We start from the raw sequence: 16,016 nt of genomic DNA, 5'->3' as shown, positions 1-16,016 counted from the left end.
ACACCCGGACCGCTACGGCCGCACCACCGCGTACTCCAGTTCACGGGCCGTCGGGTCTCCCTGCATCGGCACCGTCTCCCCGGTGGGCACGAATCCGATCCGACGGTAGAGCGCCGAGGCCCGCGGGTTGTTCTCGTGCACGTACAACCGTACGCGTTCGATCCGCGGCTCGTCCAAGGACCAGGCCCAGTCCATGCCGGCCCGGAACAGTGCCTCGGCCACTCCCGCGCCCCGTGCCTCGGGGCGCACGAACACCCCGACCACATGGGCCTGGTGGACGTCGGCCGCCGTGCCGAAGCCCACTTCCCCGTCCGGCCGTTCGATCAGCACGGTCACCGAACCCGCCCAGCTTCCGTCCGGCGCCTCGGCGACGAACTGCCGCACCCCGCCGTCCCCCTCCTCGGACCCGTCGGCAGCCCGCTGCCGCCAGAAATCGTCGGAGCGCTCCAGGCCCTGCTCGTATGTCTCCAGGAATGCCACTGGGGCCGCTGGATCCTGCAACGCGGCCAGGCGGAGTTCCTTCACGGGCTGCCACTCCTCGGCACGCACCGGGCGTATCACGTAGTCCATGCGCCGATCTTGACCCGTCGCCCCGCACCCGTGCAAACAGATTCTGGTCCGGCAGGTTCTGGTCCGGAACGCAGAAAAGCCCCGTGCCACAAGGGCACGGGGCTTAACTATCAAAAGGAGTTCGGCGGCGTCCTACTCTCCCACAGGGTCCCCCCTGCAGTACCATCGGCGCTGAAAGGCTTAGCTTCCGGGTTCGGAATGTAACCGGGCGTTTCCCTAACGCAATGACCACCGAAACACTATGAAATTAACCAACACCGGAACAAAACACGGCCGTTCGTTATTTCAGAACTAACACAGTGGACGCGAGCAACTGAGGACAAGCCCTCGGCCTATTAGTACCAGTCAGCTCCACCCGTTACCGGGCTTCCACATCTGGCCTATCAACCCAGTCGTCTACTGGGAGCCTTAACCCTTCAAGAGGGTGGGAATACTCATCTCGAAGCAGGCTTCCCGCTTAGATGCTTTCAGCGGTTATCCTTTCCGAACGTAGCCAACCAGCCATGCCCTTGGCAGGACAACTGGCACACCAGAGGTTCGTCCGTCCCGGTCCTCTCGTACTAGGGACAGCCCTTCTCAATATTCCTACGCGCACAGCGGATAGGGACCGAACTGTCTCACGACGTTCTAAACCCAGCTCGCGTACCGCTTTAATGGGCGAACAGCCCAACCCTTGGGACCGACTCCAGCCCCAGGATGCGACGAGCCGACATCGAGGTGCCAAACCATCCCGTCGATATGGACTCTTGGGGAAGATCAGCCTGTTATCCCCGGGGTACCTTTTATCCGTTGAGCGACAGCGCTTCCACAAGCCACTGCCGGATCACTAGTCCCGACTTTCGTCCCTGCTCGACCCGTCGGTCTCACAGTCAAGCTCCCTTGTGCACTTACACTCAACACCTGATTGCCAACCAGGCTGAGGGAACCTTTGGGCGCCTCCGTTACTCTTTAGGAGGCAACCGCCCCAGTTAAACTACCCATCAGACACTGTCCCTGATCCGGATCACGGACCCAGGTTAGACATCCAGCACGACCAGAGTGGTATTTCAACGACGACTCCACAACCACTGGCGTGGCCGCTTCAAAGTCTCCCACCTATCCTACACAAGCCGAACCGAACACCAATATCAAACTATAGTAAAGGTCCCGGGGTCTTTCCGTCCTGCTGCGCGAAACGAGCATCTTTACTCGTAGTGCAATTTCACCGGGCCTATGGTTGAGACAGTCGAGAAGTCGTTACGCCATTCGTGCAGGTCGGAACTTACCCGACAAGGAATTTCGCTACCTTAGGATGGTTATAGTTACCACCGCCGTTTACTGGCGCTTAAGTTCTCAGCTTCGCCGACCCGAAAGTCAGCTAACCGGTCCCCTTAACGTTCCAGCACCGGGCAGGCGTCAGTCCGTATACATCGCCTTACGGCTTCGCACGGACCTGTGTTTTTAGTAAACAGTCGCTTCTCGCTGGTCTCTGCGGCCACCCCCAGCTCACCGAGTAAATCGGATCACCAGTGATGGCCCCCCTTCTCCCGAAGTTACGGGGGCATTTTGCCGAGTTCCTTAACCATAGTTCACCCGAACGCCTCGGTATTCTCTACCTGACCACCTGAGTCGGTTTAGGGTACGGGCCGCCATGAAACTCGCTAGAGGCTTTTCTCGACAGCATAGGATCATCCACTTCACCACAATCGGCTCGGCATCAGGTCTCAGCCTTAATGTGTGACGGATTTACCTACCACACGGCCTACACCCTTACCCCGGGACTACCACCGCCCGGGCTGGACTACCTTCCTGCGTCACCCCATCGCTTACCTAATACAAGTCTGGTTCGTCGGCTCCACCACTACCCTCAACTCCGAAGAGATCGGGCCGGCTTCACGGACTTAGCATCGCCTGATTCAGTATTGGGCGTTTCAAAGCGGGTACCGGAATATCAACCGGTTGTCCATCGACTACGCCTGTCGGCCTCGCCTTAGGTCCCGACTTACCCTGGGCAGATCAGCTTGACCCAGGAACCCTTAGTCAATCGGCGCACACGTTTCTCACGTGTGTATCGCTACTCATGCCTGCATTCTCACTCGTGAACCGTCCACAACTCGCTTCCGCGGCTGCTTCACCCGGCACACGACGCTCCCCTACCCATCCACACAGGCGTTGGCCCTATATATGTGAATGACACGACTTCGGCGGTACGCTTGAGCCCCGCTACATTGTCGGCGCGGAATCACTTGACCAGTGAGCTATTACGCACTCTTTCAAGGGTGGCTGCTTCTAAGCCAACCTCCTGGTTGTCTCTGCGACTCCACATCCTTTCCCACTTAGCGTACGCTTAGGGGCCTTAGTCGATGCTCTGGGCTGTTTCCCTCTCGACCATGGAGCTTATCCCCCACAGTCTCACTGCCGTGCTCTCACTTACCGGCATTCGGAGTTTGGCTAAGGTCAGTAACCCGGTAGGGCCCATCGCCTATCCAGTGCTCTACCTCCGGCAAGAAACACACGACGCTGCACCTAAATGCATTTCGGGGAGAACCAGCTATCACGGAGTTTGATTGGCCTTTCACCCCTAACCACAGGTCATCCCCCAGGTTTTCAACCCTGGTGGGTTCGGTCCTCCACGAAGTCTTACCTCCGCTTCAACCTGCCCATGGCTAGATCACTCCGCTTCGGGTCTTGAGCGCGCTACTAAATCGCCCTATTCGGACTCGCTTTCGCTACGGCTTCCCCACACGGGTTAACCTCGCAACACACCGCAAACTCGCAGGCTCATTCTTCAAAAGGCACGCAGTCACGACGCACCGAGCAAGCTCGATGCGCGACGCTCCCACGGCTTGTAGGCACACGGTTTCAGGTACTATTTCACTCCGCTCCCGCGGTACTTTTCACCATTCCCTCACGGTACTATCCGCTATCGGTCACCAGGGAATATTTAGGCTTAACGGGTGGTCCCGCCAGATTCACACGGGATTTCTCGGGCCCCGTGCTACTTGGGTGTCTCTTAAACGAGCCGTTGATGTTTCAGCTACGGGGGTCTTACCCTCTACGCCGGACCTTTCGCATGTCCTTCGCCTACATCAGCGGTTTCTGACTCGTCTCACAGCCGGCAGACCGTGAAAAAGAGATCCCACAACCCCGCATGCGCAACCCCTGCCGGGTATCACACGCATACGGTTTGGCCTGATCCAGTTTCGCTCGCCACTACTCCCGGAATCACGGTTGTTTTCTCTTCCTGAGGGTACTGAGATGTTTCACTTCCCCTCGTTCCCTCCACACTGCCTATGTGTTCAGCAGTGGGTGACAGCCCATGACGACTGCCGGGTTTCCCCATTCGGACACCCCCGGATCAAAGCTTGGTTGACAGCTCCCCGGGGCCTATCGTGGCCTCCCACGTCCTTCATCGGTTCCTGGTGCCAAGGCATCCACCGTGCGCCCTTAAAAACTTGGCCACAGATGCTCGCGTCCACTGTGCAGTTCTCAAACAACGACCAGCCACCCGTCACACACCGCATACACGATGCTTTACCGGGGCCGGCAACCGAAGGACGACCAATGACGGCCGTACCTTCAGATACCCAACAGCGTGCCCGACCCGACCGATCACTTCCCACATTCCACGCCGAAGCAGTACTAGTGAAAAACAACCTGTCGTGCCGAATAGTCAACGTTCCACCCATGAGCTGACCACCGTCGATCATTTGCCGACGTAGTGGCTCTGGATTCCTTGCGGAATCTAGATGCTCCTTAGAAAGGAGGTGATCCAGCCGCACCTTCCGGTACGGCTACCTTGTTACGACTTCGTCCCAATCGCCAGTCCCACCTTCGACAGCTCCCTCCCACAAGGGGTTGGGCCACCGGCTTCGGGTGTTACCGACTTTCGTGACGTGACGGGCGGTGTGTACAAGGCCCGGGAACGTATTCACCGCAGCAATGCTGATCTGCGATTACTAGCAACTCCGACTTCATGGGGTCGAGTTGCAGACCCCAATCCGAACTGAGACCGGCTTTTTGAGATTCGCTCCGCCTCGCGGCATCGCAGCTCATTGTACCGGCCATTGTAGCACGTGTGCAGCCCAAGACATAAGGGGCATGATGACTTGACGTCGTCCCCACCTTCCTCCGAGTTGACCCCGGCAGTCTCCTGTGAGTCCCCATCACCCCGAAGGGCATGCTGGCAACACAGAACAAGGGTTGCGCTCGTTGCGGGACTTAACCCAACATCTCACGACACGAGCTGACGACAGCCATGCACCACCTGTATACCGACCACAAGGGGGGCACCATCTCTGATGCTTTCCGGTATATGTCAAGCCTTGGTAAGGTTCTTCGCGTTGCGTCGAATTAAGCCACATGCTCCGCTGCTTGTGCGGGCCCCCGTCAATTCCTTTGAGTTTTAGCCTTGCGGCCGTACTCCCCAGGCGGGGAACTTAATGCGTTAGCTGCGGCACCGACGACGTGGAATGTCGCCAACACCTAGTTCCCAACGTTTACGGCGTGGACTACCAGGGTATCTAATCCTGTTCGCTCCCCACGCTTTCGCTCCTCAGCGTCAGTAATGGCCCAGAGATCCGCCTTCGCCACCGGTGTTCCTCCTGATATCTGCGCATTTCACCGCTACACCAGGAATTCCGATCTCCCCTACCACACTCTAGCCTGCCCGTATCGACTGCAGACCCGGGGTTAAGCCCCGGGCTTTCACAACCGACGCAACAAGCCGCCTACGAGCTCTTTACGCCCAATAATTCCGGACAACGCTTGCGCCCTACGTATTACCGCGGCTGCTGGCACGTAGTTAGCCGGCGCTTCTTCTGCAGGTACCGTCACTTTCGCTTCTTCCCTGCTGAAAGAGGTTTACAACCCGAAGGCCGTCATCCCTCACGCGGCGTCGCTGCATCAGGCTTTCGCCCATTGTGCAATATTCCCCACTGCTGCCTCCCGTAGGAGTCTGGGCCGTGTCTCAGTCCCAGTGTGGCCGGTCGCCCTCTCAGGCCGGCTACCCGTCGTCGCCTTGGTAGGCCATTACCCCACCAACTAGCTGATAGGCCGCGGGCTCATCCTTCACCGCCGGAGCTTTTAACCTTCCCCCATGAGAGGGAAAGTATTATCCGGTATTAGACCCCGTTTCCAGGGCTTGTCCCAGAGTGAAGGGCAGATTGCCCACGTGTTACTCACCCGTTCGCCACTAATCCACCCCGAAGGGCTTCATCGTTCGACTTGCATGTGTTAAGCACGCCGCCAGCGTTCGTCCTGAGCCAGGATCAAACTCTCCGTGAATGTTTTCCCGTAATCGGGATGACACCACGAGAGCGGAACAATCAAGTCGGAATAAGACCGATCGTCCACTATGTCCTCGCTATGTGCATTGCCTGCCAGACCCGTAAGGAATCTGCCAGGACTTTCAAAGGAACCTCGAACCTGCCGAAGCAGGTCGGGGTATCAACATATCTGGCGTTGACTTTTGGCACGCTGTTGAGTTCTCAAGGAACGGACGCTTCCTTTGTACTCACCGCAGAACATTTTCTGCGGCTTTCCTCCGGGCGCTTCCCTTCGGTCTTGCGTTTCCGACTCTATCAGACTCTTTCGTGTCCGATTCCCGGTCGAAGCGGGTTTCGCATTTTCGCTTTCCAGTTCTTCGCTTTCGCGTTTCCCTTTCCGGCGAGTCCGACTCTATCAGATCCTTTCGGGCCCGATTCCCAGTCAGTGGGGCTTGTCTTCCCGGCTGTTGGGCCGTTCCGACGTTCAAAACTCTAGCGGATCTTCCCGGCGACTCATAATCGAGCCTTCGAAATCAATTTCGGCACGCCGAAATTCTCCCGAGTGGGAGATCGTACTGAGTTTTGGTTGCCGCATTCGCGGCGGATCGGCTGCCGCGGAACCGTTCCGGCTCCGTGACAACTCGAAGAACCTTACGGATCGCGGCGGGACGTGTCAACCCCTCCCCGGCCGCCCCCGGCGGGGCCGAGTCAGTCCAGGTCGGTGAGGCGGCCGCCGGCGTCCGGCTGGGCGTGCTCCACCCGGCGCAGGAGCCGGATCAGCATCTCGCCGAGGGCTCCTCGCTCGCCGCCCGAGAGGTCCTGGAGCAGCTCCTCCTCGAAGTCCGTGGCCATCCGCATCGCCTCCAGCCACTTCGTACGGCCCTCGTCCGTCAGCTCGACGATGACGCGCACCCGGTTGTTCTCGTCGCGGGCGCGCGTGACCAGGCCCTCGCCCGCCATGCGGTCGATGCGGTGCGTCATCGCAGCCGGGGTGAGTCCGAGCCGCTTGGCCAGCTCCCCGGGACCCAACCGGTACGGGGCGCCCGCCAGCACGAGGGTCTTGAGGACCTCCCACTCGGCGTTGCTGATGCCGAGGGCGGCGACCTGGCGCCCGTACGCGACGTTCATGCGGCGGTTCAGCCGGCCGAGGGCCGAGACGACCTGCTCGACCTGCGGGTCCAGGTCGCGGAACTCGCGCTGGTAGGCGGCGATCTGCTCGTCGAGGCTCGGCTCCTGGAGGCCGGGCCCGGTGGTGTCAGACATGGCGCGCAGTATGGCACGCCACCCACGGTCGTCGAAGTCCTTCAATATGTATTGTTGAGCTTCTAACTTTAGTGCTAAAGTCTTCGGGTTCGAGTCGTACGGTTCGTTCGATCACATGGCTTCGAGAGCTTGAGGTAGGTGAGTGTGACCAGGGAAATGGGTGCAGCACTGCGGCGGATCCAGCTGGGGAGCGCGCTGAGCGCGTTCGGGCTGGGGTTCACCGTTCCGTATCTGTACGTCTATGTGGCGCAGGTACGGGATCTGGGTGCCGGTACGGCGGGAGTCGTGCTGGCGGTCTTTGCCATGGCAGCGCTCGCCGTCCTGCCGTTCACCGGCCGGGTCATCGACCGTCGCGGGCCGCTTCCCGTACTCGTCGTCGCCTCGGTCGTCGCCTGCCTGGGCGCCGTCGCTCTGGGCTTCTCCTCACAGGTGACCGCCGCCGTCCTGTCGGCCGCCGTCCTCGGTGCGGGGACCGCCGTCATGCAGCCGGCCCTCGCCACCATGCTCGTCCGGTGTTCCGACACCGGTACCCGTACGCGCGCCTTCGCCACACAGTTCTTCCTGCAGAACCTGGGGCTCGGCATCGGTGGACTGGTCGGCGGGCAGATCGTCGACACGGAGCGGCCGGCGTCCTTCACCCTGCTGTTCCTGATCGAAGCGGTGATGTTCCTCGTGCTCGGCGCCATCTCGGCGACCGTGCGGATGCCCCGTGTCCCCGCCGTCGCCGCGGAGGCTGCCGGGGCGGCCGCGCGGGGCGGGATGCGGGTACTGCTCTCCCACCGGGCCATGGTGCAGCTGTGCGTGCTGGGGTTCGTGTTGTTCTTCGCCTGCTACGGACAGTTCGAGTCCGGGCTTGCCGCGTACGGCACCGAGGCCGCCGGGATCAAGCCGTCGACACTCGGGATCGCGCTGGCCGCCAACACCGCGGTCATCGTCGTGGCGCAGTTCGTGGTGCTTCGTCTGGTGGAGCGCCGCAGGCGCAGCCGGGTGATCGCCGCCGTCGGCCTGATCTGGGCGTTCGCCTGGATCGTGGCGGGCTACGCGGGGCTCGGGGAAGGCAGCCAGACCATGGCGACGGCCGCGATGATCTCCACGTACGCGCTGTTCGGGCTCGGTGAGTCGATGCTCTCGCCGACCGTCGCGCCGCTGGTCGCCGATCTGGCGCCGGAGTCGATGATCGGGCAGTACAACTCGGCCTTCGCCCTGTGCAAGCAGTTGGCGCTGGCGGTCGGGCCCGCCGTGGGCGGTCCCATGGGGGCGTCGCTGCACGGGCCGTACATCGTGACGTTCGTGCTGTTCTCGCTGGGCATCACGGTGCTCGCGCTGCGGCTCGGCCGACGGCTCACGCCCGTACAGGACCAGCCTTCGCTCGCGGCGGTGCCGTCGCGGGTGGTGGCCGTGTCGTTGCCGGAGAGCACGTCGGCCGACGTGCCGGCGCGGGTCGCCGCCGTTCACTGAGGGTCCCGGCGCCGCGGCCTCCCACCGCGGCGCCGGACCGCTATCGCGGCAGGGCGAATTCGCACCAGACCGCTTTACCGCCGCCCGGTGTGCGGCGGCTGCCCCAGGACGTGGCGATCGTCGCGACGATGGAGATGCCCCGGCCCGCTTCGTCCGCCGGGTCGGCTCGGCGGCGGCGCGGCAAGTGGTCGTCGCCGTCGGTCACCTCGATGATCAGCCGGCGGTCGGTGCGCCGCAGCCCCAGCCGCATCGGCGGTGTCCCGTGCTGGAGGGAATTGGCGACCAGCTCGCCTGCGGCCAGGACGCCCAGATCGCACAGCTCCACCGGGAAGCGCCACGACGTCAGGACGCCGCTCGCGAAGGCGCGGGCACGCGGAGCCGCTTCGATGCCGCCGAGCAGATCGAGCGAGGCGTTGTGGAACAGCTCCGCGGTCGGCCCCGTGCGGGCGGGGTGCTGAACCACCAGTACCGCCACGTCGTCGTCGTGTTCCGCGGTGATGTTCAGGGAGCGCATCAGACGGTCGCAGACCACCTGCGGCGCTCCCTTCGCACCGGACAGCGCGCGCTCCAGCGCGGCCACGCCCTCGTCGATGTCCTCGCTGCGGCGCTCGACCAGGCCGTCCGTATAGAGGACGGCGGTGGAACCGGGCGGCAGCGCGATCGTGCCGGAGGTGTGGGTCCAGCCGCCGGTGCCGAGCGGAGGCCCGGTCGGGCCCTCGGCGCGGTGCACCGTGCCGTCCTCGTCGCGCACCAGGATCGGGAGGTGACCGGCGGAGGAGTAGACCAGCCGGCCCTCGTTGGGATCGTGGACCGCGTAGGCGCAGGTGGCGATCTGGCTGGCGTCGATCTCGGCCGCCAGTCCGTCGAGCAGCTGGAGCACCTCGTGCGGCGGGAGGTCCAGGCGGGCGTAGGCCCGGACCGCGGTGCGCAGCTGGCCCATCACGGCGGCGGCGCGCACCCCGCGGCCCATCACGTCCCCGATGACCAGGGCGGTGCGGCCGGCGCCGAGCGTGATGACGTCGTACCAGTCACCGCCGACCGCGGCGTCCGTGCCGCCCGGCTGGTACGTGGCGGCGATCCGCAGGTCGTCGGGCTGCTCCAGCTCCTGCGGGAGCAGTGAGCGCTGGAGGGTGACGGCCGTTTCGCGGTGGCGCCGTTCGCTGGTGCGCAGGCGCTCGGCCGCTTCGGCGTGGTCGGTGACGTCGGCGGCGTACACGAGCACTCCGCCCTCGTGCCCGGTGTCCTTGTCGTTGTCCTTGCCGTTGTCCTTGCCGTTTTCCTTGTCATGCCGGATGGGGGTGCAGGTCACGGTGTACGAGTTGCCGCTGCCGGCCTTGCGGGACTTGACCGTGCGGGGCGTGCCGCTGCGCAGGACCTGGTCCATCAGGGGGAGCAGGCTGAGCTCGGTGAGCTCGGGCATCGCCTCGGCGGCGGGGACACCGGACGGGCGGGGGCCGAAGGCCGCGACGTAGGCGTCGTTGACGTACGCGATGCGGTGGTCGGGTCCGTGCACCAGGGCGACGAGGGCGGGCAGCCGGCCGAGGATGTCGCGGGCGGAGAGGTCCTCCAGGGCGAGCGCCGGGGGGCGGGGTGCGGCGCCGTCCGGTTCACCGCCCGGCGGGCCGGATCCGGTCTCGTCCTGTGCGCACTCGGCGCGGGCCGCCGGTACGGCGCTGTGGTCGTCCCGGGCCGCGCGACGCTGCGTACCGGGTAGGCGGGCGCTCCAACGCGTGAAGTTCACGGAATTTCTGGCCTCGTGTGTCGGTCTGGTCCGCTCGGGCGGGCTGCTTCCTCTGCCGGGTCCTCTGCCGGGTGCGCTTCCGGTTCTTCCTTCCGGTTCTCTCTCGCCGGTTCGGGGCCCGGAACGCCGGGAAGGCGCGGCCGGAGCCGGTCTCTGCTGGTCGCTCTCGGTCGCTGCCTGCCGGGTCACTCTGTGCAGATGTGAGCCCACCTATGGTCACACGTCCAGTGTGTCGGACCCTACTGACAATCGTCGCCGACGGACCCTACCGACAGTCGCCGTCGTCGGTCCTTGACGACAGTCGTTGTGCCCGGTCCTTAACGACCGTCGTCATCGGGACCCGGATGCCTACCTGCGGCGAGTTCGAACTCGGCCCGGGGGTGTTCCAGTGAGCCGAGGGAGACGATCTCGCGCTTGAAGAGGCCGGCGAGGGTCCATTCGGCCAGCACGCGGGCCTTGCGGTTGAACGTCGGGACCCGGCTCAGGTGATACATGCGGTGGATCAGCCAGGCCGGATAGCCCTTGAGCCTGCGTCCGTAGACGTGCGCGACGCCCTTGTGGAGACCGAGCGAGGCGACGGAGCCCGCATAGCTGTGCCGGTACTCCTTGAGCGGTTCGCCGTTCATCGCCGCGACGATGTTCTCCGCGAGGACCTTGGCCTGGCGGACCGCGTGCTGGGCGTTGGGCGCGGTCTCCCTGCCTGGCTCGTCGGAGGTCAGGTCGGGGACGGCGGCGGCGTCCCCGGCGGCCCAGGCGTGCTCGGTCCCTTCGACGGTGAGGCTCGCCGTGCAGATGAGCCTGCCGCGTTCGTTGAGCGGGAGGCCGGTGGCGGCGAGCAGCGGCGCGGGCTTCACACCCGCTGTCCACACGAGTGTGCGGGTCGGGAAGCGGGCGCCGTCGCTGAGCACGGCCACCCGGTCCTCGCAGGACTCCAGCCGGGTGTCGAGACGTACGTCGATATTGCGGCCGCGCAGCTCCCGTACGGCGTACTTGCCCATCGCTTCACCGACCTCGGGCAGGATGCGGCCGGTGGCCTCGACAAGGATCCACTTCAGGTCCTCGGCCTTGATGTTGTGGTAGTACCGCGCGGTGTAGCGGGCCATGTCCTCCAGCTCGGCCAGCGCCTCCACTCCCGCGTAGCCGCCGCCGACGAAGACGAAGGTGAGGGCGGCGTCGCGGATGGCGAGGTCGCGGGTGGCGGAGGCGATGTCCATCTGCTCGATCACGTGGTTGCGCAGCCCGATGGCCTCCTCGATGGTCTTGAAGCCGAAGCCGTGGGCGGCGAGGCCCGGGACCGGCAGGGTGCGCGAGACGGAGCCCGGCGCGATGACGATCTCGTCGTACGGGATCTCGATGGCTCCGGTGCCGTCCTCGCCCGTGGCCAGGGTGGTGACGGTCGCGGTGCGCTTGGTGTGATCGATGCGCTGCGCCTCACCGAGGACGATCGTGCAGTGCGGCAGGACCCGGCGCAGCGGCACGACCACATGGCGCGGTGAGATCGAACCGGCGGCGGCTTCGGGAAGGAACGGTTGATACGTCATATAAGGATCAGGGGTGACGACGACGATCTCGGCCTCACCGCTTCTCAGTCGCTGCTTCAGCTTCCGCTGGAGGCGCAGCGCGGTGTACATCCCGACGTAGCCGCCGCCGACGACGAGAATGCGCACACTCGGCGGGGGGCCGGGGGGTGTTCCCCCGGAATCTGAAGCCATCACCACCCCATGACGCATCGCGCTCCGGAGTTTGTCCACAGCCCCGGCAAATTGTGTGACCGGAGCTTTCGTGCGGGCCGGTCCTGGTGATCGTTCCGGCATTTCGGAAGCCCCGCAGGTCAGGGGTTGCGGTGGGGGGCACGGGCGGCGGGCGAATCGGTGACCAACCGGTCCTTGTTCCGATCAGGGGGCGCTCCATGCGGAACTGCCCCCTTCTGAATTGACCCTCGCTCAACTATGTTCGTGTGTCGTCGGGGCGTCGGGTGAGGACCATCGCTCAACCCGACAGACACGGCGGGAGTCTCCGGGGGGAGACGTCATAACCGGGGGAAAAGTTATGCATATTCAGGAAACGCATTGGCCGGCTGCTGCCGTCACATCCGAAGCAAACGGGCGAATCAGCACACTCGGCGCGGGCGGTGCGGGTGGTGCAGTCGGCACGGCTAACGGTGCCGGGTCGTCCGGGGCCACCGCGTCTTCCGGAACAGTGAGCACGCTGGGTGCCGCACTCGGCTCCGCCGCTGTCGGGGCGGTCGGAGCCGCCGGAGGTGTCGGTGCCGTCGGAGGCGCAGCGCATGGCCGCTCGGCGCCGCTGCGCGTGGACGCGCAGCGCAATCTGGAGCATGTGCTGCGGGCAGCACGCGAAGTGTTCGGCGAGCTCGGGTACGGCGCTCCGATGGAGGACGTGGCGCGTCGCGCCCGGGTCGGTGTCGGCACGGTGTACCGGCGCTTCCCCAGCAAGGACGTGCTGGTGCGGCGGATAGCCGAGGAGGAGACCTCCCGGCTGACCGACCAGGCCCGGTCCGCGCTGGGCCAGGAGGAGGAGCCGTGGTCGGCGCTGTCGCGCTTCCTGCGGACCTCGGTCGCCTCGGGAGCCGGGCGGCTGCTGCCTCCGCAGATACTGCGGGTCGGCGTCAACACCGACGACTCGACGGTGGTCGGCGATCCGGGCGCCGTAAGGGCAACGGAGCCGGCGGGAGCGGCGGGGCAGGGTTCGGCCGGTGACGGCCGGGGCGAACCCCGCGTGCCCCAGCAGCGGCAGGAGGCCGTTCAGAGCGGTCCACGGGCGTCCGAGCCGCGGTCTGTGCCGGAGTCGGAGATCGACGACATAGGCAGCGGAGCGGCTGAACTGCTGGAGGTCGTGGGCCGGCTGGTCGACCGGGCGCGGACGTCCGGTGAGTTGCGCCGCGATGTGACGGTGGCCGATGTACTGCTGGTCATCGCGACGGCGGCACCCTCGCTGCCGGACGCGGCTCAGCAGGCGGCGGCTTCCGCCCGGCTGCTGGACATCCTGCTGGAGGGGCTGCGCTCGCGGCCTGCGTGAGCGGGTTGGCTACGTGAAGGGCTGCGCGGGCAACGGGCTGCACGGGTGGGTTGGCTACGTGAAGGGCTGTGCGGGCGGGTTGGCTGCGTGAGCCGGGCGGACCGGTAGTTCGTCCGGCTCGGCTGGTCGGGCTCGGTCGGCCTGGCGGCTGGATGGCCTGGCTCGGCGGGTTTCTCGCTCGCGCGGGTCGGTGCGTACGGGTAGGCGGGTGGAGGTCGCTGCGTACCGGTCGGCGGGTGGAGGTCGCTGCGTACCGGTCGGCGGGTCGGTGTGGCCCCGTAGTCGCGGGGTGTGCCGGCGGGCCGGACTGCGGCCTCTGTTGTCATCTTCGGCGCGACCGCGCTCAACTGCCTTATCAAAAAATCCTGTTGTTGCTTCCCCGAATGAGTGTCCGCTAGCGCTCACATTCGGGGGGAAAGCCCCGGATGAGTGGTTGGCGGGGCTGAGGGGCCGCCGCTCCTGCCCTCTGTGGCACGCTTACCCGGTGTTCGGGGCCGAGAGCGCATACGGGGGCGTCCGCGATGAGCGGTGACGGGCAGCAGCAGGAGTCGTTCGACGGTGTCTCCGCCACGGGCGGCGGCACCGGCACGGGCGGCCCGCCCTCGGAGCAGGTGCCGAGCCAGGCGGATCGCCGGCGTCAGAGCACCGGCGAAGAGGGCGGCGGCACGGTCCTGCCCGGCCAGTGGCCCCCCGCGCCGGCCGGGAGTCCCGCACCGGCGGACGCGAACGATGACGCGGCAGCGGCCGCGGTCCCCATGCAGCGGATGGGCGGCAGCTCGTCCGCCACGGATGCCTCAGGTCTCGCCCCCTCCGACGCCCAGTTGATCCAGTGGATGCGGGACGGCGACGACCTCGCGTACGAGGAGCTGTTCCGCCGGCACTCGGACGCGGTGCGCCGGTACGCGCGCACCTGCTGCCGGGACACGCACACCGCCGACGACCTGACGGCCGAGGTCTTCGCCCGGACACTGCAGGCGGTACGGGGCGGCAAGGGGCCCGAAGAGGCGGTGCGCGCCTACCTGATGACGGCGGTCCGGCACGTTGGCGCCGCATGGACGAAAACTGCGAAGCGGGAGCAACTGGTCGAAGACTTCGCGGCGTTCGCCGCTCAGGCGTCGCGCTCCTCGGAGATGTCGGACACGGACACCCTCGATATCGGCGCCGATGTGATGGCGATGCACGAGGCCGAGCAGTCGATGGCGATGCAGGCCTTCCGCAGTCTCCCGGAGCGCTGGCAGGCGGTCCTGTGGCACACCACCGTCGAGGAGGAGTCGCCCAGCGATGTCGCCCCGCTGTTCGGGCTCACCGCCAATGCCACGTCGGTGCTGGCCAGCCGTGCCCGCGAAGGGCTCAAGCAGGCGTATCTGCAGGCCCATGTGAGCCAGGCGCTCACCTCCGGCGGCGACTGCGCGCGCTACGCCGACCGGCTCGGCGCCTATGCCCGTGGCGGGCTGCGGATGCGGGCCGAGCGCGGGCTGCGGGGGCACCTGGACGAATGCGTGAAGTGCCGGATGGCGGCGGGCGAACTGGCCCACGTGAATGCCGGGATTCCCGCACTGCTCCCGATCGCGGTCATCGGCTGGTTCGCCGCCGGATACGTGCTCAAGGCCGCCGGGATCGTGGCGGGCGGCGCAGCCGGTGCCGCGGGTGCGGGGGCCGCGGCCGCGGCGACCGGCGGGAGTTCGTCCGCCGGGTCGGCCGGTGGCGCCGCGGCCTCCGAGGCACTCGGCGCTCCGGCGAAGGTCGGCATCGTGGCGGCGGTAGCCGTCGCGGCAGCGGCCGGGCTGACGTGGGCGCTGGTCGGCGACGACCAGCCGCGGATCGAGGCGAAGCCGGCGACCAGACCGTCGGCCGTGGCGCCTGCGGTGCCGTCGCCCGCACCGCCGAAGCCGGCGCCCACCCCGCCCCCCAAGCCCGCGCCCGCCAAGCCCACACCGCCCGTTGTCGCACCGCCTGTTGTCGCACCGCCTGTTGTCGCGCCGCCCGTTCCCGTACCGCCGAAGCCGGCCCCGACGCCGACCCCGAAGCAGAAGTCGACAGCCACACCCACGCTGAGGCCCACGCCGACCCCGACACCCACGCCCACGCCCACGCCCACGCCGACCCTGACCCCGACACCGAAGCCCACACCGACGCCCACCCCGAAGCCGAAGCCCACACCGTCGGTTCCCGTCCCGCGGCCGCCCGCCCCGAAGCCGACGCCTACGCCGTCTTCCCCGCCGTCACCCACACCGGCGCCGGAGGTCTTCCGGCTCAATGAGTTGCGCTACAGCCTCTTCGGCGACCACACCGGCCCCGAGGTGGTGCTCGGTGAGAGCAGTTGGGTCTGGCAGCGTTCCGGGATGTCGATCGGTGGCACGCGGTACGCCCACGGAGTGACCGTCCACGGCCGCTCGTCGGTCGTCATCGAGCTGAACCGCCAGTGCACCCGTTACGAGGCGATGGTCGGCGTCGACGACCTGACCACGGGGCTCGGGTCCGTGCGCTTCTCCGTGTTCAACGGCGACGGGGCGCGGCTGTGGCGGTCCCCGGTGATGAACGGCAACGATCCCGCCGTGCCGGTCGGCGTCGGCATCGAGGGCCAGGACCGGATCCGGCTCGTCGTGGAGCCGGCGAACCAGTTCGGCGGCGTGGCCCTCGCGGACTGGGCCGCGTCCAGCATCAGCTGCCGCTGACCGGGGCGGGGCGGACCGGGCTGGGGG

Annotated in this window: 7 protein-coding genes and 3 rRNA genes; 3 read left to right on the top strand and 7 right to left on the bottom strand. The window is 66.1% G+C overall.

Translation table 11 applies throughout. The annotated features are described in order from the left end of the window. Positions 1 to 12: 12 nt before the first annotated feature. From FHX80_RS15410 to FHX80_RS15385, 5 genes are all read right to left on the bottom strand, one after another. The gene (locus FHX80_RS15410) at positions 13 to 570 is read right to left on the bottom strand and encodes a GNAT family N-acetyltransferase (protein WP_145764701.1); all 558 of its coding nucleotides are present in this window, start codon (positions 568 to 570) and stop codon (positions 13 to 15) included. A gap of 119 nt (positions 571 to 689) precedes the next feature. Next, positions 690 to 806: ribosomal RNA gene (gene rrf / locus FHX80_RS15405) — 5S ribosomal RNA — on the bottom strand. 79 nt (positions 807 to 885) lie between these two features. After that, positions 886 to 4,010: ribosomal RNA gene (locus FHX80_RS15400) — 23S ribosomal RNA — on the bottom strand. Positions 4,011 to 4,309: 299 nt separating this feature from the next. Continuing rightward, a 16S ribosomal RNA gene (locus FHX80_RS15395) occupies positions 4,310 to 5,835 on the bottom strand. The 16S, 23S and 5S rRNA genes sit together here, the layout of an rRNA operon. A 689-nt stretch (positions 5,836 to 6,524) precedes the next feature. Then, positions 6,525 to 7,079, bottom strand: coding sequence for a MarR family winged helix-turn-helix transcriptional regulator (locus tag FHX80_RS15385; protein WP_145764700.1), 555 nt, complete (start codon positions 7,077 to 7,079; stop codon positions 6,525 to 6,527). 156 nt (positions 7,080 to 7,235) lie between these two features. On the opposite strand from FHX80_RS15385, the gene FHX80_RS15380 reads away from it, so the two are divergent. Then, complete coding sequence (locus FHX80_RS15380; protein WP_145764699.1) at positions 7,236 to 8,537, top strand: MFS transporter; 1,302 nt, start codon at positions 7,236 to 7,238, stop codon at positions 8,535 to 8,537. Between the two features lie 40 nt (positions 8,538 to 8,577). Here FHX80_RS15380 and FHX80_RS15375 read toward each other — a convergent pair whose 3' ends face one another. Further along, a complete protein-coding gene (locus FHX80_RS15375) occupies positions 8,578 to 10,278 on the bottom strand; it encodes an ATP-binding SpoIIE family protein phosphatase (protein ID WP_145764698.1) in 1,701 nt (566 codons plus the stop codon). Positions 10,279 to 10,595: 317 nt separating this feature from the next. Next, positions 10,596 to 11,990: an NAD(P)/FAD-dependent oxidoreductase gene (locus tag FHX80_RS15370; protein WP_145764697.1), complete on the bottom strand. Its 1,395-nt coding sequence runs from the start codon at positions 11,988 to 11,990 to the stop codon at positions 10,596 to 10,598. A gap of 337 nt (positions 11,991 to 12,327) precedes the next feature. Between FHX80_RS15370 and FHX80_RS15365 the strand changes: the two genes are divergently transcribed. Then, positions 12,328 to 13,314, top strand: a complete 987-nt coding sequence (locus FHX80_RS15365) for a TetR/AcrR family transcriptional regulator (protein WP_244318279.1) — start codon at positions 12,328 to 12,330, stop codon at positions 13,312 to 13,314. A gap of 521 nt (positions 13,315 to 13,835) precedes the next feature. Then, on the top strand, positions 13,836 to 15,989 hold the full coding sequence (locus tag FHX80_RS15360) for a sigma-70 family RNA polymerase sigma factor (RefSeq protein WP_145764696.1): 2,154 nt from the start codon (positions 13,836 to 13,838) through the stop codon (positions 15,987 to 15,989). Positions 15,990 to 16,016: the final 27 nt, after the last annotated feature.

Source organism: Streptomyces brevispora (assembly GCF_007829885.1).
Classification (GTDB): Bacteria; Actinomycetota; Actinomycetes; order Streptomycetales; family Streptomycetaceae; genus Streptomyces; species Streptomyces brevispora.
The sequence above is the reverse complement of the archived record's forward strand: the minus strand, read 5'-3'. Positions and strand labels throughout refer to the sequence as shown.